General features: G+C 51.7%; 20 protein-coding genes and 1 other RNA gene (1 of these 21 running past the window's edge). 16 read left to right on the forward strand and 5 right to left on the reverse strand.

Annotation, left to right across the window (positions count from 1 at the left end; genetic code table 11):
• The 5 genes in view from NSQ24_RS00520 to NSQ24_RS00540 are tightly spaced (at most 18 nt apart) and all read left to right on the forward strand, a layout consistent with a single transcriptional unit that may run on beyond the window.
• Nucleotides 1-206: the 3' portion of a NosD domain-containing protein gene (locus tag NSQ24_RS00520; protein ID WP_231504267.1), read on the forward strand. Its footprint begins 1,159 nt before the window's first position; only the last 206 of its 1,365 coding nucleotides appear in the window; its start codon lies off the left edge, out of view; its stop codon occupies nt 204-206.
• A complete protein-coding gene (locus NSQ24_RS00525) occupies nt 203-787 on the forward strand; it encodes a nitrous oxide reductase accessory protein NosL (RefSeq protein WP_243014916.1) in 585 nt (194 codons plus the stop codon). The genes NSQ24_RS00520 and NSQ24_RS00525 overlap by 4 nt, the downstream gene beginning before the upstream one ends.
• A gap of 18 nt (nt 788-805) precedes the next feature.
• Nucleotides 806-1,624 (forward strand): ABC transporter permease, encoded by an 819-nt coding sequence (locus tag NSQ24_RS00530; protein ID WP_003390174.1) that lies wholly within the window; start codon nt 806-808, stop codon nt 1,622-1,624.
• Nucleotides 1,617-2,417, forward strand: coding sequence for an ABC transporter ATP-binding protein (locus NSQ24_RS00535; RefSeq protein WP_024982956.1), 801 nt, complete (start codon nt 1,617-1,619; stop codon nt 2,415-2,417). Before NSQ24_RS00530 ends, NSQ24_RS00535 begins: the two co-directional genes overlap by 8 nt.
• On the forward strand, nt 2,407-2,748 hold the full coding sequence (locus NSQ24_RS00540; RefSeq protein WP_227278100.1) for a hypothetical protein: 342 nt from the start codon (nt 2,407-2,409) through the stop codon (nt 2,746-2,748). The genes NSQ24_RS00535 and NSQ24_RS00540 overlap by 11 nt, the downstream gene beginning before the upstream one ends.
• Nucleotides 2,749-2,776: 28 nt before the next feature.
• Here the strand turns inward: NSQ24_RS00540 and NSQ24_RS00545 are convergent, their stop codons facing one another.
• The 4 genes from NSQ24_RS00545 to NSQ24_RS00560 all read right to left on the reverse strand — a co-directional run bounded on the left by NSQ24_RS00545 (nt 2,777) and on the right by NSQ24_RS00560 (nt 4,263).
• The gene (locus NSQ24_RS00545; RefSeq protein ID WP_171506605.1) at nt 2,777-3,049 is read right to left on the reverse strand and encodes a hypothetical protein; all 273 of its coding nucleotides are present in this window, start codon (nt 3,047-3,049) and stop codon (nt 2,777-2,779) included.
• Nucleotides 3,006-3,419 (reverse strand): ArsI/CadI family heavy metal resistance metalloenzyme, encoded by a 414-nt coding sequence (locus tag NSQ24_RS00550; protein ID WP_024982958.1) that lies wholly within the window; start codon nt 3,417-3,419, stop codon nt 3,006-3,008. The genes NSQ24_RS00545 and NSQ24_RS00550 overlap by 44 nt, the downstream gene beginning before the upstream one ends.
• Nucleotides 3,420-3,491: 72 nt before the next feature.
• The gene (locus tag NSQ24_RS00555) at nt 3,492-3,842 is read right to left on the reverse strand and encodes a metalloregulator ArsR/SmtB family transcription factor (RefSeq protein ID WP_003390179.1); all 351 of its coding nucleotides are present in this window, start codon (nt 3,840-3,842) and stop codon (nt 3,492-3,494) included.
• Nucleotides 3,843-3,954: 112 nt separating this feature from the next.
• A complete protein-coding gene (locus NSQ24_RS00560; protein ID WP_003390180.1) occupies nt 3,955-4,263 on the reverse strand; it encodes a DUF4870 domain-containing protein in 309 nt (102 codons plus the stop codon).
• Between the two features lie 237 nt (nt 4,264-4,500).
• Between NSQ24_RS00560 and NSQ24_RS00565 the strand changes: the two genes are divergently transcribed.
• From NSQ24_RS00565 to NSQ24_RS00580, 4 genes are all read left to right on the forward strand, one after another.
• A complete protein-coding gene (locus tag NSQ24_RS00565) occupies nt 4,501-5,463 on the forward strand; it encodes a cation diffusion facilitator family transporter (RefSeq protein ID WP_085974964.1) in 963 nt (320 codons plus the stop codon).
• A gap of 132 nt (nt 5,464-5,595) precedes the next feature.
• Nucleotides 5,596-6,816: an NO-inducible flavohemoprotein gene (gene hmpA, locus NSQ24_RS00570; protein ID WP_031933407.1), complete on the forward strand. Its 1,221-nt coding sequence runs from the start codon at nt 5,596-5,598 to the stop codon at nt 6,814-6,816.
• Between the two features lie 131 nt (nt 6,817-6,947).
• Entirely contained in the window at nt 6,948-7,850 is a 903-nt protein-coding gene (locus NSQ24_RS00575; protein ID WP_339166966.1) for a DMT family transporter, read from the forward strand.
• Nucleotides 7,851-7,954: 104 nt separating this feature from the next.
• Nucleotides 7,955-9,250 (forward strand): NCS2 family permease, encoded by a 1,296-nt coding sequence (locus NSQ24_RS00580; protein WP_339166968.1) that lies wholly within the window; start codon nt 7,955-7,957, stop codon nt 9,248-9,250.
• 29 nt (nt 9,251-9,279) lie between these two features.
• On the opposite strand, the gene NSQ24_RS00585 is transcribed toward NSQ24_RS00580, so the two are convergent.
• The gene (locus NSQ24_RS00585; protein WP_122958741.1) at nt 9,280-10,170 is read right to left on the reverse strand and encodes a DMT family transporter; all 891 of its coding nucleotides are present in this window, start codon (nt 10,168-10,170) and stop codon (nt 9,280-9,282) included.
• Nucleotides 10,171-10,467: 297 nt separating this feature from the next.
• Here NSQ24_RS00585 and NSQ24_RS00590 point away from each other — a divergent pair, with 297 nt between their 5' ends.
• From NSQ24_RS00590 to NSQ24_RS00620, 7 genes are all read left to right on the forward strand, one after another.
• Entirely contained in the window at nt 10,468-12,234 is a 1,767-nt protein-coding gene (locus tag NSQ24_RS00590; RefSeq protein ID WP_311067895.1) for an HD domain-containing phosphohydrolase, read from the forward strand.
• 70 nt (nt 12,235-12,304) lie between these two features.
• An RNA gene (gene ffs, locus NSQ24_RS00595) (signal recognition particle sRNA large type) lies at nt 12,305-12,569 on the forward strand.
• A 248-nt stretch (nt 12,570-12,817) separates the two neighbouring features.
• Nucleotides 12,818-14,230, forward strand: coding sequence for an ATP-binding protein (locus NSQ24_RS00600; protein ID WP_031933409.1), 1,413 nt, complete (start codon nt 12,818-12,820; stop codon nt 14,228-14,230).
• Nucleotides 14,231-14,354: 124 nt separating this feature from the next.
• Nucleotides 14,355-16,052, forward strand: a complete 1,698-nt coding sequence (gene dnaX, locus NSQ24_RS00605; RefSeq protein WP_311067894.1) for a DNA polymerase III subunit gamma/tau — start codon at nt 14,355-14,357, stop codon at nt 16,050-16,052.
• A gap of 33 nt (nt 16,053-16,085) precedes the next feature.
• Nucleotides 16,086-16,397 carry a YbaB/EbfC family nucleoid-associated protein gene (locus NSQ24_RS00610; RefSeq protein WP_003390191.1) on the forward strand — a complete coding sequence of 104 codons (312 nt, stop codon included), beginning with the start codon at nt 16,086-16,088 and terminating at the stop codon, nt 16,395-16,397.
• 36 nt (nt 16,398-16,433) lie between these two features.
• On the forward strand, nt 16,434-17,030 hold the full coding sequence (recR, locus tag NSQ24_RS00615; protein WP_003390192.1) for a recombination mediator RecR: 597 nt from the start codon (nt 16,434-16,436) through the stop codon (nt 17,028-17,030).
• Nucleotides 17,031-17,137: 107 nt separating this feature from the next.
• Nucleotides 17,138-18,112 (forward strand): CPBP family intramembrane glutamic endopeptidase, encoded by a 975-nt coding sequence (locus NSQ24_RS00620; RefSeq protein WP_024984319.1) that lies wholly within the window; start codon nt 17,138-17,140, stop codon nt 18,110-18,112.
• Nucleotides 18,113-18,121 lie beyond the last annotated feature (9 nt).

Genomic DNA, 18,121 nt, shown 5'->3' on the forward strand with positions numbered 1-18,121 from the left:
TGTTTACATCCGGTACAGGTACGGCCATCCGGGATCCTCGTCCACTGATGGCACCTGCTAAAACGGTACTGGTGGCTACCGACGGGATTCTGCCCGCAGAGCAGACCGAGGAGCAACCCGAGGAGCGTACCTGGGTGATGAGTATCAGTGCATGCTTACTGGCGCTGACGAGTTTGGGAATCTATATGGGAGTGAGACAAAAATGAAGAAATGGACAATTGCAGCAGGCGCGATGATGGTAGCTTCTGTACTGATGATGGGCTGTGGCAAAGAGGAGGCACAGCCGGTAGAGATTGTGGAGGGCGTGGACAAGTGCGATATTTGCCATATGGAGGTCGCCAATAACCAGCACGCGACCGAAATTGTGCTCAAGGACGGAAAAGCTTTGAAATTTGATGACATCGGCTGCATGTACCGCTGGACGAATGAAAACGGAACAGAGCAAGTGGATGTCCAATTTGTTCGCGACTACCTTTCCAAGGAATGGGTGAAATCCGATCAGGCCAGCTACGCTTATGACGAGAGCTATAAAACGCCGATGGGCTATGGCGTGTACTCCTTCAAAGAGAAAACGGCTGCAGAGGTATTCGTACAGGAGCAGCAAGCAGGCAAAGTGATGAGTGCGCAAGATTTGAGCAGCCACAGCTGGGAATCCAGTATGAAGAAGCATAAGGAAGAGCATGGGGGAGGCCACAATGGTGACGGCCAATCCGGTACCCACGGCGCGAATGCGGACGCAAATGGCTCGCACACGCCAAGTGCCGAAACGCAAGGCAAACACAATTGATCAGGGGAAGTGGCAGAAGTGCACATCGATAAAATTGCCAAACGGGAGATCAAGATCGGTTTTCGCAATCCGTGGGCATATTCCTTTATGGCTCTTTTTTCTCTGTTCAGCCTAGCCTTGCTGATCATCCAATCCCAATCGTTTATGGAAGGGTACACGTACACGACAGGGACTATGCTGAACCTGATTCTGTACCTCCTTCCCCTGATGACGATGCTGCTCGCCTCCTTTTCTCTTACCGCAGAAAAGGAGGAGGGGAGCTGGCAGCTGCTTTCTACATACGCGATCACCACGCCCGCTTTTTTATGGGGCAAATATTTTGGATTGGCGGTGGTGCTCGTTTCGATCGTCTGCTTCGGTTACGGCGTATCCGGGCTGCTCGGGTCGTTTTTAGGGACTGGCTTTACACTTTCCGCCCTGCTTTTTTTCCTGTTCTTCTCCGTTTGCATTGTTTTGCTGTTTTTGGGAATCGCGATCGTCGTCGGTACATTGAGCAAAAACCGCTGGCAGGCGCTCACGTTCGGGGTGAGCATCTGGTTCTTCTTTATTCTCGCATGGCCGACGATACTCATCTCGGTAGTAAGCTTTTTGCCTTATACATGGATCAAGCCAATCCTGCAAATCGCCACCTGCCTCAATCCGGCCGAGTTTGTACGGATTTTCTCGGTAGTCAGAATGGGGGGCGGCTCCATCTTTGGTCCGGAATATTATAACTGGGTCACCTGGATGCAGTCTCCGTTTGGCATTGTCGGGTTTATCGCTCTCAGTATCGGGTGGATTGTCTGTACGATGGGGATTGCCACATTCATCTGGGAAAGAGGGAGATACCGTGATTAATATCGGGTTGGAAATGGTGCAAGTGACGAAAAAAATAAAGGGAAAAACGATTGTCCACCCGTTTGATCTTACCATCAGGCCAGGGCAGGTCGTTGCGCTTTGCGGCGGCAACGGGGCAGGAAAAAGCACGATTTTGCGAATGATTGCGGGACTAACCCAGCCGACCTCTGGCACCATTGAGCTGAATAGACTGGACCGGAAGCTTGACCGCGAGTATTATTTGCGGCAAATCGGCTACATGCCTGATCACTTCAACTTTGGTGCGGGCTTGACCGCCAGCGAGACAATCCGTTTTTTTGCCTCCCTCAAGGGGCGTACTGCACAAGAGGCAGAGGCCGCGCTAAGAGCTGTCGGTCTGGAGGAAGCCCGCAACAAACGGGTCTCGGTGTTTTCCAAAGGGATGCAGCAGAGACTGCTCTTTGCTCAAGCTATTCTGGACAAACCTGCATTGGTTGTTTTGGACGAGCCTACAAACGGTTTGGACCCGTATTGGATGGATACGTTTGTCAGTCTGGTCAAGGAAGTGAAACAGGCAGGGCAAGCCGTCATCTTCTCGACGCATCAGCTGCAGGTGGCTGAGGAAGCGGCCGACCGGGCCATTTTTCTGATGGACGGAAAGATGGTCAGTACGGGAACGATTGAGGAGTACCGCGCCCAGTACGGAACATCCGGCTTGCAGGGGGCCTTCGCCAGTCTGGTTAGCCGAAAGCCTTCCGATGGCGAAGAGGACAGGTCTGCCTCGCCAGTAAAAATTACAATCAGAAAGCGTGAGAATGAGCAGCATGATGAATAACAAAAGGATTTTCTTCCGTTTCCTGTTCGGAGGGGCAGCAGCACTGGCCGCGGTTGTCCTGGCAGCCAATTTTACCAAAATAACAGCAGCCCCTCCCGACGATACCCGAATGATCCTGGAGCATACTCATCGCACCTATATCTCTCCGCCATGCTACGAACAGGCGCAAAAGACCAATCATATCGCCGAATCTACCCTTGGAGAGGCTCGGACGCATTCCTACAGCCCAGAGTCAGCCTGTACCGAGCAGTCCTTGCAGCCGATTCAAATAACGCTTTCCGCCTGGCTGCAAGAAAAACTGGGCATTCAAAAAGGAAAGTGGGATTGGTAAGGGAAACTGGGACTGGCTACAGGGAGCATCAAGCGCAGGAACAACAGCAGGTTTGCGGTGCCGAAGCGATAGTGGCGCCGCTTTTTCCCGCAAGTAAACGCGCCTTTTGCCAAAGCGCAGAAACGGCAATCCGCCTGATAGATTTCTGCTTGAGATACTTCAATGCATGCCGAGAAATGAAATCCAGCTCCCGCTGCCTTTCCATAACCTGCATCTCCGCTACATAAATATTGTCCATCCTATCTCGTCTCCCTTGTTTATTTTTGATTGCAGCAAACAGTCGCATCTTTGGAATGAACATCGGCGTCCTCTTTTGTATAAAAGAACTCCCACTCATTGCCGTCGGGGTCTACTACCCAAAATTTGTCCTGTACCGCATAACAGCAGGTGGTATCGACCTCTTCCTTTTCGATGGTGAGTCCGGCTGCTTGCAGGCGCTCGCGATGTTCGGCCACTTCCCTCGCGCTGTCCACTTGAAAGCCGAAATGGTTGACCTGATTGCCGCCTACCTTGGACCGGGCATTGAGTGTAAAATTCAGGCGGACAGCCTCGACCAGAAACTTGGCGTAGTCGTCCTTTGTCTTGACCGGGTCAACACCGAAAAGACGGGTATAAAAGTCAACCGATTGATCAAGCCGTGTGCAATTGATTCCGACATGTGCATATTTCATGAAAACAACCTCCTATATCAAAAATATTTGATGGATATATCAAAAAAAATTGATGAATAGACGAAAAAGAAATCAGCAGCAATCGCTGCTGCAGCGAAATACACAGCACAGCTCTTCGGATAACAAGCGGTTGACCTCTGCGTGATTCAGCCAATAGTAGTTCCAGACGCCGTCGCTTTCCTTCTGGATCAACCCGGCATCGAGCAAAATTTTCAGGTGATAGGAAAGCTTAGACTGCGCCATCTCCAGCACTTCCGCCAGGTCGCATACGCAGACCCGGCCGTGCTTGGTCAGCTCGTGCATGATCTGCAGTCGTTTTTTATCTGCCAAAGCCTTGAATTTACTTTCAAAGAGGTCAAAAGCTGGTTCTGTAGATGCTGTGTCCGACGGAGCTGTTTCAGAAACTGTGCTGATTTCTTTCATGGTCCGTTCCTTTCATCAAAAACTTTTGATATAGGCAATCATATGCGAAACGGATGTTTTTGGCAATCCATAAAATCAAATTTTTTTGATGAAGGCTATCGTTCGCCCTGCGTTACCCGACCAAAGCGCCAATGATCGGATAGGAGAAAGGACGTCCGCCGAGCGAATACAAAATACCTTTGATCGGGTAGTACAGCGCCATCAGGCCAAAAACGACAAAGAATGGAATGCCGATCAGGATGAAGACAAACGGCCAGGATATTGCAATCAGAACCCCGATAATCACGTGAAACAGCAATGCCTGAAGCGCTGTATTCTTAACCTCTCGATCGGCCATGAGCAGCCAGACGAGCAGCGGCACCAATACAGGTGCGAAAAAAGCGCTGGCGTGCGTGATAGCTTTTACTCCCTTATGATCCATGATAGATCCTCCCAGATAACGAAATAATAATGTCTATGTCCTTATAATACGAAACAGCACCTGCTTTCGTAACAGCCAAAAGCTTGAACAGGAGATCCACCTTGAGACGGAGAAATTGATTGGAAAAATCAGTCACATCCGTTATCATGAACATCACTTGTTTCGCTTATCCATTTAATCATGAAAGGGCTTGTTAAGAGGGGGATAACGTTGGGGAAATTGACCTTGTGGCAATTGATGAAAAAAGGCAATAAATCTTCTGCGGCGGCAGCACTGGGTAACACGGGCCTGGCGATCATAAAAGGCATCGCGGCTGCTTTGAGCGGCAGCGGGGCGATGTTTGCTTCGGCCATGCATTCTGTCGCCGATGCCGTCAACCAAGGATTTGTCTATGCGGGAAGTGTGCTTGCGGAAAAGGAGCCAACTCGTCGATTTCCGTCCGGTTTTGGCCGGGTCATCAACATCTTTTGCATGGTGGCTGTAATTGTGGTTACGATCATGGCGTATGAGACGATCCTGGAGGGCTTCCATCTGCTGGCCCACCCCGTACAGGCCGGACATTTTATACTCAATCTTGTCGTATTGCTCCTGGCTGTTGGCGTAGACGGCTTTATCCTGGTGAAAGCGATGAAGGAAATCGCCCGAGAGACGAGGACGGAAGCAAAAGGAATGGCTGTTATAAAAGTCGCATTTCAAAATGTTGGGCGTGCGGCGCCTCCGACCCGGCTGGTGTTTTACGAAGATCTGGTTGCGACATCAGGGGCTTTGCTCGCGTTGCTAGCGGTCATCGTCACCCAGTTGACCCCTGTGAAGGCACTGGACGGCATTGCGACGATTCTGATCGGAATCCTGATGGTCTTGGTGGCGTTTAAGGTTGGCTACGACAATATGGTGGGCTTGATCGGCGTGGCCGCTCCTCGCGAGGTGGAGGATCGGGTGGCGCGCATTATTTTTCAGGACCCTTCTGTAACGGATATCAATCGGATGAGAATTATGCAAGAAGGGCGCTTTTACCATGTTGAAGTTTATCTGGAGCTGGTAAAAGGTCTGACGCTTGCGGATGCAGACGATATCAAATTCCGGGTGCGGGACGAGCTGTTGAAGGACCCGGACATTACGGATGTCACGCTGGGCATTCTGGAGGACAACGACGTCCGCGACTGGCGGCCGGAAAAAGAAGAGCCCCAGCCGGTTCAATAGAAACGAAGACCCGCCCTGCCGTTCACAAACCTTCCACGTTTGATGTGATTCCAGTCACAGATGCGGAAAATGCCCCCCTTTATACTGAGAGTTGTCAAAGAAATTGACCTCAGGAAAGAAGGAGGGCCTAGCATGCTTAGTCCACAAACCATTGCGATCATCAAATCGACTGTGCCTGTCCTCGAGGTGCACGGCAAAGCCATTACAACCAGATTTTACGAAATGATGTTTGCAAGCCATCCCGAACTTTTGAACATATTCAATCACGCCAATCAAAAGCAAGGCCGTCAGCAAACAGCCCTTGCCAATGCCGTTTATGCGGCGGCTGCCCATATCGACAATCTGGAAGCGATCCTGCCGGCAGTGAAGCAAATCGCCCATAAGCATCGGAGTCTGGGCATCAAGCCGGAGCATTATCCCATCGTCGGGGAGAATCTGCTTGCCGCTATCAAGGATGTCCTGGGCGATGCGGCGACCGATGAAATCATCAATGCCTGGGCCGAAGCATATGGTGTCATCGCCGATGCCTTTATCAGCGTGGAAGAAGGCATGTACCGGGAAGCCGAGGCAGCAGAGGGGGGCTGGAGAGATTTTCGCGATTTCGTCGTGGTCAAAAAGGAGAAAGAGAGCGCTGTCGTAACATCTTTCTACCTGAAGCCAAAGGATGGCGGACCGCTTCCTCCCTTCCAGCCTGGCCAGTACATCAGCGTGAAAATGACAGTACCCGGTGAGACTCATACGCATATTCGCCAGTACAGCCTGTCCGACAGTCCCGGCAAGGAATATTACCGCATCAGCGTCAAGCGTGAAGACGGAGGAGAGGAGAAACCGGCTGGAATCGTCTCCTGCTATCTTCACAGTCATGTGCAGGAAGGCGATATCCTGCAAATCAGCGCACCTGCCGGCGATTTCATTCTGGATACGGAAGCCGACACGCCTGTGGTGCTGTTAAGTGGCGGCGTTGGGCTTACGCCGCTGGTGAGCATGCTTCAAACACTAGCGCAGCGTCAACCGAAAAGGCCGGTCATGTTCATTCATGCGGCTCGCAACAGTCTGACTCATGCGATGAAGGAGCAGGTAACTCAGCTTGCACGTCGTCATGAAAATGTACGGTCATATGTTCTTTACTCTGAGCCGACTGAGGAAGACCGCAAGCTCGGCGGCTTTGACAAGGAAGGCCATGTCGATCTGCCATTGCTGCAGTCACTGCTCCCCGATAACCGGGCTGATTTTTATTTCTGCGGCCCCGTTCCGTTTATGAAAACCGTCTATCGCGCGCTGCAGGAATGGGGAGTACCGCATGAACGCATCCACTACGAGTTTTTTGGTCCAATGGGTAGCTTGAATGAATAATTTTTAGTATAAATAAAATGTCCATTGTCTTTTCGCCCTCCGCTGCAAAGCGGAGGTATTTTTTTTCTTGCAATGCAAGCTTGCTCTCTCATCTCTCACTTATAATGGATGATTATGGGAGGCGTGATAGTGTGCATACAAAAAAACAACTTCTTTGGGCAGACTTGTCGTTACTTTTTATAGCTCTTGCCTGGGGCTATACGTTTATCCTGTCCAAGGATCTGCTGACGGAGCTGACACCCTTCGTTTTCACCGGAACGCGCTTCCTCGTCGCGGCTTTGATCCTGTTGCCGTTTGTTTGGAAACGTCTGAGGTCCGTTAGCCGGGAGGTGTGGATACAAGGAGCGGTTTGCGGAATTGCCTTGTGTGCCGCCTACACCTTGCAAATCCTGGGGATCGAGAGGACGACACCGGGCAAGGCCGGAGTTATTACAGGAACCAATGTGATTCTCGTTCCATTTTTGTATTTCCTGTGGAGAAGGCTGCCGGTAAAAAAGGGGGCAGTCATAGGCTCTCTGCTCGCTTTCGCAGGTCTGCTTTGTTTGTCGGGGGAAGGGGAATGGGCCGGGCTGTCGTCGGGCGATCTGCTCGTGTTCCTCTGTGCCGTCTTTTTTGCGCTGCACATCCTGATGGTCGACCGAGCCTATGAAAAGCACCAGGACATCGATACGCTTGCCTTTGTGATGATTCAGCTGATGGTTGTGGGCGTGATCGATACGGCGATTGCTGCCGTCAGCGAGCCGATTCCTCATCAGCTCAGCGGGTACGGCTGGTTTGCTTTCTGGTTTGACTGCCTGATCGGGACGCTTTTGGCCTATGTCGTTCAAATCAAGGCACAACAATTTTCTCCGCCGGTTCACGTGAGCATCCTGCTCTCCTTGGAAGCGGTTTTTGCTTTTCTTTTCTCCTGGCTCCTGTGGGGAGAACCGCTGACCACTGTCGTAGTGATCGGGGTGGCTCTCATGCTTGCGGGAATCTACGTGACGGAGCTGTCAGACCACAAGGAAAAGGCGGATGAAGTGGGCCGCATTTGATCAAAATACGTGTATCCATCCTTTATCGGAGGGAGACAAAGCGCAATTTTTGCCGTTTTTATCTGGAGCTTTGAAAAATCGGATATACAGGAGCAGCTCTGCACATGATCAACCAGCGCAAGTGGACCTGGAAGCAGGAAGTGATCGCAGGTCTTACGACTTTTTTTACGATGGCTTACATTATGGTGGTAAACCCGCTTATTTTGGCCGATGCCGGTTTGCCGTTTGAACAGGGCTTCACCGCAACGATCATAGCCACTGTGGCGGGAACCTTGATCATGGGCCTGTGGGCCAATTACCCGATCGCTATCGCGCCGGCTATGGGGCTTAATGCGTATTTCGCCTACTCGGTTGTGAAAGCGGAGGGCGCCCTGACGTACACTGTCGCCTTTTCGGCTGTCTTTGTCGCCGGAGTGGTGTTTGTCCTGTTGTCTTTGACGCCGCTTCGCTCCAAGCTGATCGAAGTGATCCCCGATAATCTCAAATACGCCATTACGGCCGGGATCGGTTTGTTTATTACTTTTATCGGTCTGCGCTTAACAGGGCTTGTCACTGATCACCCGACCAATCTGGTCGCGTTGGGCGACCTTCACTCTCCGCAAGTTGTCCTGGCCTTGATCGGGCTCGGTGTCACGCTTGTATTTTTATCGCTCAATCTGAACGGTGCGCTTTTTTTCGGAATGGTGGTCACCGGACTGCTGGCTTGCCTGAATGGGCAGCTAACTTTTGAAAAAGGACTCATTTCCACTCCTTCACTGCCGAATGGTTTGATCGTTTTAAGCCCGATTCAGGCTTTTTCTGATGTGGCCAGCTACGGATTGTACGCCGTCGTTTTCTCCTTTTTGCTGGTTACCTTGTTTGATACGACTGGAACTGTGCTCGGAGTGAGCAGGCAAGCGGGATTACTGGTGGACAACAAGCTTCCCCGGGCAGAGAGGGCGCTGGTTGCGGATTCCGCTGCTACACTGATCGGCTCCGTATTCGGAACCAGTCCGACGTCCGCCTACATCGAGTCGGCCTCAGGGGTAGCGGCAGGAGGACGCACGGGAGTCACAGCGGTAGTGGTGGCGCTCCTGTTTGGAATCGCAGCGTTTTTTGGCCCTCTGGTGGGTGCCGTATCAGGGATTTCTGTGATTACTTCTCCGGCGCTCGTCGTGGTAGGCTCCATGATGCTGGGCAATGTCCGCTATATCGATTGGGATGCGATGGACGAGTCTTTCCCCGCCTTTCTCGTCATCGTCAGCATGCCGCTCACCTCCAGCATCGCGACGGGGATCGCGCTCGGGTTTATTTCCTACCCGCTGATGAAGGTGTTGAAAGGGAAATGGAGAGAAGTGCATCTCCTTGTTTATATTTTTGCTATCCTGTTTATTTATCAGCTTGCATTCTTGCCGCATTAAGGCAGATGCGAAAAGCGCCCTCTTCCTGCTCAAGACAGGGGAGAGGGCGCTTTGCTTTTTCCGCGGTGGCGTGCCCACTCAGGCAGCACCATTCCGAGCAGGATGACGACCACGCCAAGCCATTGCAGCAGGCTGACAGACTCCTGCAGGATGAGGTAGGAAGAAAAGACGGCCGTCGGCAGCTCCGCAGCTCCCAGGATTCCGGCCATCCCCGGACCGGTGTGCGGGACTCCGAAAGTAAAGCAAACAGTCGGGACAAACACGCCGAACAAGGCGAGCAGAAACACATATCCAAACAGGCCTTCCCACAGCACGCCGCTGGTGAGAAAGGCTGGCGGGTAGATAAGAAATATGAGCAGCATAGAGCCAGTCGACATAAAAGATGTACGAATCCAGGGATTCACGTCGGCAGCCGCTTTTCCGCTAAAAAAGATAAACAAGGTGTACGAAACGGCAGCCAAAAGCCCAAAGATGACACCGACGAGCGAAAATTCGCTGATTCCTTTGTCCAGCACACCCCCGGCCAAAAGCGTGCCCGCGAGCAGCAGAACGAGTGAAAACAAGGTGGGCGCAGAAGGTTTTTTGCGTGTGAGGATGGTCTCCAGCAAGACGCCCATCCAGGTAAACTGAAACAGCAGAACAATCGCAATAGAAGCGGGTATATGCTGCAAGGCGTTGTAGTAGAGCAAACCGGTGGAGCCGACCGGAAGTCCAGCAGCCAAAAGCAGAAGAATACGCTTGAGAGGCGGCTTATGGCGCAGGGCAAAGAGGGCCGGTATCCACGTTAGTACGAAACCAAAAAAGATCTGCCCGCCTACTACTTCCGCCGGTGAATATCCTTGTCCGTAGGCCAGCTTGACAATCGTCGACAAAATTCCATAGCTGCATGCGCCCAAAAAGACAAGCAGAATGTATCGCATAGGTATGTAACTCCTTACAGTGTGTTTGTACTTTGCTAGGATAATACGAATATTTCCTTTTGTCTATGTATGGAAAATTTGATGGCAAAAAAATCCGTTCAATCAACAAATAACAGGTTTATTGTCCACTCCAAGGTGGAAGGTATTGAAGTGTCACCGAATATTGGCAGCAAACCAGATTCAGTTTGTCAAACAGAGCGGGCATCTCCTTTTCATAGCGTATGCTTGGAGGACAGGAGATATCCTTTTGCCAAAGTGTCGTCGCAGCCAAAAAACTGACTGAGAAGGGGGAGGCTCATGTTTTCTAAAGCAAAAGATCGAATATTTGCAGCCTTGCTGTTTTTGTGCCTGATCCCCATCATCCTCGTCAGCCTGGTCAACTATCATGCGGCGAAAAAGGCGCTGTTTGAACAGTATTCGACAAACATCCGGGAACACATGCGCCGCCTTGACGACCAACTTTCCCTCTACTCGATGGTAGGGCAACGGGAACTGGACAAGCTGGCGGAAAAATTGTCAGCCCCGATCAATTCCGGCAAGCTCATCATGCCTCCAGGCAGAGGCCATCCCCCCTCCACTCCGACTGCTGAGACAGCGGCCGTACTTGAAGCTTTTACCGAAATTCAGAAAAAACACGCAAACTCGCGAAATATTTGTCTGATCGGCATTGATGGGACCTCCCTCTTCTTGCTGCCGAAAAACGGGGGAAGTGAAAGCGACCCGCGAGGATGGGATGTTTACCATCATACGTTGAGGGACGGGCAGGGCCATTTTCATATTATGAAGAGCGACGGTCGGGAAGGAGAGAGCTGGTGGACCTCCCGTCTGATAAAGGATGACCAGGGCAGGCTTTTTGGGGTTCTGGCGATAGAGTGGAATGCCAAACAAATCAACAAATGGCTGCAGAAAGATATCCGACCGACCAATACGACGCTGCTCATCTTTTCCAGAGGCAATATGCTGCTTTTTGGAGACAAGGACGGAACCGACAGGGAAGACTGGACGGGTCAGGAATATTCCTCTGTGCTCCAAGCGCTGCAGGAAGGTACCGGAAAAGAAGTCATTCCGTTCATTCATGGAAATGAAGAAATGCACCTGTTTCACTACACGTCGCCTGTATCGGGATACACCTACGTAGAGCTCCTGCCGAACAGTGCGATTGACCAACAGCTAAATCCGCTGAAAGAGATCTTTTGGGTGGTCACGATTCTGGTGGTGTTGTTGGCGGTGATCATTACCCGGCGTGTGGCCAAGTGGATTGACAGACCGATCCGTTCCCTGGTCGAGGCGACGGAAGCCTTGCAGCAGGGCGATTTCTCCATACGGGTAAAAAAACACGGGCTGCAGGAGATATCTCAGCTTGAGGATAAATTTAATCAAATGGCCTCACAGCTTCAGACGCTGATCCAACGCGAGCGGGATTACATGCAGACAGGGCTCGATCAAATCGTCCGGAGCTTCTATCTGGCCGTTGAAATGAAGGACCCATATACCGCGGGGCACAGTGAACGCGTCACGGAATATGCGCTGATTATCTACGATCATATGGACGAACGAAAAAAAGCGGAATTTTCCCGTGATGACCTTCGTTTTGCAGGGTTGATGCACGATATTGGCAAGGTGGCGATACCTGATCGCGTCCTGCTCAAAGACGGAAAGCTGACGGACGAGGAGTATGAATTGATCAAGCTGCATGCCTCGATCGGCGCGAATATCGTCAATCAAATCGTAAGTCTTGCCCACGTGAGCCCTGGTGTCCGCCATCATCATGAGAGGTGGGACGGCAGGGGGTACCCGGACAGGCTGGCGGAAAAGGATATCCCGCTGATGGGGAGAATTTTGGCAGTTGCCGATACCTTTGATGCGATGACTTCAACTCGTTCTTACCGAAAAGCGCTTTCCATGGAGGAAGCTCATGCCGAGATCCTCCGCTGCGCCAGCACCCAGTTTGATCCGGAAATCGTTCAGGTGTTCAGCAAGGCTTACAAAGCAGGTTGTTTCCATAGAAACAAGCTTCCATCCTACACCAACCAAAGCGATCTGCCGGCAGCTGCACAAGCCTGAGGGGGAGATTCCCTCTTTTGGTTGGCTTTACGCCTTGCGATTACACCTTATCTTTGGTATGCTTATGCTACCGTGCTAGACGGGGAGGTTGCGGTGCCCTGTAACCTGCAATCCGCAATAGCAGGGTTGAATTCCTATCAGAGGTCTTCTCATGTGAGGCTGCCTTATGATGGCGGTGTTGAGGAGCGGGTCCTGTGCAACGTGAACCCATGAACCTGGTCAGGTCCGGAAGGAAGCAGCCATAAGTGGATCATCGCGTGTGCCGCAGGGTAGCCTGTTCTGAGCTGTAGTCATAAGTAACGCTTGGATGGGGACGATCGACGATAGGTGCACGGTATATAATATAAATAATGAAGAACAGACGGTATGTTCCTGAGCGGATCGTACCGTTTTTTATTTAGCCATAGACTGCCATGAGCCGTTCATGACAATTTTTGTTGCTTTCTGGCGATCTCTAGCGAAAACATTTCCGGTAAAAATCGGTTGTTCCGGAAGGTTATTCCCATTTTTTGACGAAATTGTACGTGAACGGCAGACGCTTGAAAAATGCTAAGGTCAGGGGGGACAAGCTGTGGGAGAATCAATGTCGTTACATCTCGTCGGCTCGTCCAAAAGATTGCAACAGTTTGTCCAACAGTTGCCAACTGCTATTTTCCTGGTAGATCAAGCGGGATGTATCGTAGAGGTGAATGAACAGCTGTTGCGTGTCACAGGCTATCGATACGAAGAGCTGATCAACAAGCCCTTTCACCTTCTTTTGCCGTACGACGGTACGATAGAGCAGTTGTATTTGGAACTAATGGGCCAGGAAGCTGACCAAACGCTGGATGTGCTCTGGCAGGACAGTCAGGGCAGAACTGGCAAAACGCCAGCGATAATTATGATGCAGCCCGGAGAACATCCGTCTTATGTGGTCCACTTGTTTGAGCTGGGCAAAGAAACGGAGAACACGCTCTCCCAAAGGCTGATTGACAAACTTACGAATGACAGCAGCCTGGGTTTGTTTGTGCTGGATGAGCAAGGACGTATCGTAGAAGCGAGTCAAATGGCTTGCAAACTGCTGGGAAAAAACCGCATGGAGGTCATCAATAAGCACGTAGACCAAATCTTCGCCGGGATCCCGGAGGATCATCGACTCATCAGACGCGAACTGTTGGACGGTGTCAAACTCTACAACATGGCGACGTCATGGAGCAATGACAACCAACGCTATGAACTAATTGTCGACGCCAACACGCTTCAGGATGAATCGGGTAAAACCGTAGGTGCTTTCTTTCTCTTTAAGGATATAACAAACCTGCGCTCCTTCGAGCAAAAAATAGAGCGGAACGAAAGGCTGGCCATGATCGGGCAGATCGCTGCCGGCACCGCACACGAAATCCGCAATCCGCTCACGTCCATAAAAGGTTTTTTGCAAATGTTTTTGCAATCGTTTAGCGAAAACGGGATGGATCGCGAACGAACCTACACCGAAATCATGTTGACGGAGATCAACCGGATCAACTCTCTTGTCAGCGAGTTTTTACTGCTGAGCAAGCCCCGTGATGTGCAGTACGCGATCGTCGATTTGAATACCGTTTTTGAGGAAATCCTGCCGATCGTGGAATCGCAGGCTTTGCTCTACGGCGTTGAAGTCCAGTTTTCGTCCCGAGGCAAATTGCCGCTTGTCGTGGGGGATACCGAACTATTGAAACAGGTTTTCATCAATATTTGCAAAAACGGGATTGAGGCCATGGGAGAACAGGGGACCTTGAACATCTCCCACCACATCGATCCAGACGGCGACAAGGTCAGCATTGATATCAGAGATTCCGGACCGGGAATACCGTTGTACATTATTGACAAAATATTCGACCCTTTCTTTACCACAAAAGAAGAGGGGACCGGCCTGGGCCTGTCTGTTTGCCAAAAGATCATTCACGATATCGGTGGACAGATTCGCGTTTCCACCAAAGGATATGGCACGACCTTCCACATCCTGCTCCCCTATTTGTAAACAAGACCTTCTACGAGGCGTCCCGCAAGCAGTACGGGGCGTTTTCTTTGTACGATGCGGAGCAGATGTTGTATAATAGATGAGATTCGGAAGAGGACTGTGCAGATTGGAGTGTCACACAACCATGGCTTACACCGCGCTGTATCGCGTTTACCGACCGCAAGCCTTTCAAGACGTGGTAGGACAAGAGCATGTGACCGTCACCTTGCGCAATGCGTTGCGCGAGCAAAGGCTGTCTCACGCCTATTTGTTCAACGGTCCCCGAGGTACAGGCAAGACCAGTGCAGCCAAAATTATGGCCAAGGCTGTAAACTGCGAGCAGCCGCAGGATGGCGAGCCGTGCAATCAGTGCGATACCTGCAAGGCAATCACCGACGGCTCCGTCACCGATGTACTGGAAATCGACGCCGCCTCCAACCGGGGGGTTGAGGAGATACGAGACATTCGCGACAAGGTAAAATTTGCTCCCAGCGATGTCAGGTACAAGGTGTACATTATTGACGAAGTGCATATGCTGACGACGGAAGCGTTTAATGCGCTGTTAAAAACGCTGGAGGAACCTCCTCCCCACGTCATTTTTATTTTAGCGACGACTGAACCGCACAAACTGCCTGCTACGATTATCTCTCGCTGCCAGCGCTTCGATTTTCACCGCATCCCGCTGAGGGAGATGGTCAGGCGTTTGTCATATATTTGTGAAGCGCAGCAGGTGCGGGTAGAAGAGCAAGCCTTGACGCTGGTGGCAAAACTGGCGGAGGGCGGCATGCGTGATGCGCTGAGCCTGCTGGATCAAGCGATCAGCTACTCCAAGGATCAGGTAACAGCTGCTGACATTATGCAGATAACGGGAACGGTGTCACAGGGGTACTTTTCCGTATTGGCCAAACATATCGCCGAACGCGATGTAGCTCCGGTCATGGAGCAGTTTGACAAGGTGATGGTGCAAGGGAAAAACCCTGAGCAATTTTTAAACGATTTTCTCCACTACTATCGAGATATGCTGCTCCTGAAGACAGCACCTCACTTGGAAGAAATCGTGGAACGGACAACGATCGACGAACAGTTCGCCCAAGTGGCAAAGCTGTACGAGATAGCCGACCTCTACGAGGCCATTGAGACATGCAATCAGGCACTTACCCAATTGAAATGGTCTACCTACTCTCGCGTACTGGTGGAACTGACGCTGGTGAAATTATGCCAAGTGCAGGGGAAAGCTCCGGCAGCACCCGTACAAAGTGCTGTGGGGAATGACGACCTGGCTGCACTTGTCAATCGCGTCAGAGTGCTGGAAGAGAAGCTTGCGCAGCTCGCCCAGGGGCAGGCCATGGAAGCCGGTCAACCGAGAGCAGAGGAACCGCGAAAAAGTGAAGCGCGCCGTCCGGCTGCTGCCGGTGGGGGTTCGCGGACACCGATGAACAAGGTGCGGGAAGCGGCAATGGCCATCGATGAAGCGATGTCCCGTCAGGTCCGTGGCCAGTGGAGCCAGATATTGGCCGAGGTCAAAAAGGTCAAAATCCAGTATCAAGCCTGGTTGGTTAACGGGCAGCCCGCTGCAGTTGGCGGCGATTCGATCATCGTTACCTTTACCAGCCCGATTCACTGCGACAAGACGATGGAGCCGGAATTGAAAAGCGTGATCGAGCGGGCCATTTTCGCTGTAATTGGCAAGCAGCTGCAGCTTCTCTCCGTCATGGAAGAAGAGTGGCAGTCGGTTCACCAGCAAGCGGCGCAGGGAGAGGCTCAGACGCAAGAGGAGCAGGACCCGTTTGTGGCTGAGGCCATCCGTCTGGTGGGCGAGGGACTTGTTGAAGTGAAAGAATAGATAACCACACATCCGATTAAGGAGGACAACCACGTGAAAAACATGCAACAAATGATGCGTCAAGTAAAGAAAATGCAGGAAGAGATGCAAAAAGCCCAGGAAGGCCTGAAGGAAAAGGTAGTGGAAAGCTCTGCTGGCGGCGGCGCCGTAATGGTAAAGGCCAATGGTCATAAGGAAATTATCGACATTACGATCAAGCCGGAAGTAGTGGACGCCGATGATGTGGAAATGCTGCAGGACCTCGTTTTGACCGCTGTCAACGATGCTCTGCGCAAAGTCGATGAATTGGTCGGCAAAGAAATGGGACGCTTTACCGGAGGGATGAACATTCCGGGATTGTTCTAGTCGCGCACGTCGGAGCCTTTTGAAGGAGTAGAAGCGATGTTTTATCCCGAACCGGTCTCAAAACTGATCGAAGGCTTTATGAAACTGCCAGGCATCGGTCCGAAAACGGCAGGACGCCTGGCCTTTTTTGTACTCAATATGAAAGAGGACGATGTCCTGGACTTGGCCAAGGCGCTGGTCAATGCCAAGCGCCAATTGCAGTATTGCTCTGTTTGCAACAACATCACCGATCTCGATCCGTGCCATATTTGCCGCGACAAACGTCGGGACGGCTCGATCATCTGCGTCGTACAGGAGCCGAAAGACGTGGTGGCGATGGAAAAGACCCGGGAGTTCGAGGGGTATTACCATGTGCTGCACGGAGCCATCTCCCCTATGGATGGGATTGGGCCGGAGGACATTCGCATCCCTGATCTGCTCAAGCGGCTGGGAGACGAGCAGGTGAAGGAAGTCATTTTGGCGACGAATCCCAATATCGAAGGAGAAGCGACGGCGATGTACATTTCCCGTCTGATCAAGCCGTTCGGTATTCGGGTCACGCGGATCGCCCACGGATTGCCGGTTGGCGGTGATTTGGAGTACGCAGACGAGGTTACGCTGACCAAGGCATTGGAAGGGCGACGGGAATTATAAGAGAAAATGCAATACCTCAAACCCAGACAGGCTTGCCTGTCTTTTTTTTTCAAAAAACTACTTTTTTGCTAGGACGAGACATAAAGTGTAACGGGGAGAGTGAGACAATGCTGAATGGACCGGGGCTGCTGCTCTCGGAAAGGACACAGAAAGACCGGACGAAGAGCTGGGCGATCGTCCTGTTTATCGGCTATTGGGTCATGTTTGCAGCGGAGTTGTTCATGGTCCGCTTTCAGCGGGGAACTGACGGCTTATGGGTGGCGACAACTGCTGAGGAGCCGGCAGCGTGGCTCGTTATTCTCATATTGAGTGTCACAGGGATAAGTCTGCTGGTTTCCATCGTGTATGCGGTGCAAGCGGCGAGAAACCGGGGGAGAGGGGACTGGCTGTGGACCCCGTCCGAAGTGACGGGCAGTGATGTGCTGCACGTAGTCGCATGGCTTCACGTGTTTCAGACATGTACGCTGGTGATGTACGGATTGGTTTTGCCTGCCACGCTTTTTCCCGCAGGTTCGGTTGGCAGTTTTGTTGAATCTGCCTCCTTTCAGCTTTTTATTTTGGTGCTTGTGCCGCTGATGCTGCGAGGGCGCCTGGATCAGATAGGCGTTCGCAGGCCACGTCAGCTGGGATGGATGATCGTCAGTTTGATCCTGTTGTTCTTGGCTGTCATGCTGCTGCTTGATGTGGCAGTTACCAAACCGGTCGCTGAATGGTTTGGACTGGCACTCGACTCGGAGAGAGAAAAGCAAATCGAACAGGAGATCGTCCATGCGCGCGAACGCAATGGATGGGCTGTCTTGACCTCGCTAGTGATGATCGGAGGGCTGGTTCCACTCGCGGAGGAATTGCTGTTCCGCGGTGTGGTGCAAACGTTCCTCGTGAGGCGGCTCGGTGCCGTGATCGGCATTTTTATCAGCAGTCTGTGGTTTGCGTTGATGCATGTGGATATCGCTTTGCTCGCACCGCTGTTTGCGATGGGCGTATTCCTCGGGTATCTGCGTCATCGCTTCCAATCAATATGGGGGGCCGTACTCCTGCATGCACTCAATAATATGGCCGGTGTTCTTTATTACTTCCAATAGGGAGGATGG

Origin of the sequence: Brevibacillus sp. FSL L8-0520 (assembly GCF_037963895.1) — a bacterium.
In the GTDB taxonomy this organism is placed as follows: Bacteria; Bacillota; Bacilli; order Brevibacillales; family Brevibacillaceae; genus Brevibacillus; species Brevibacillus borstelensis.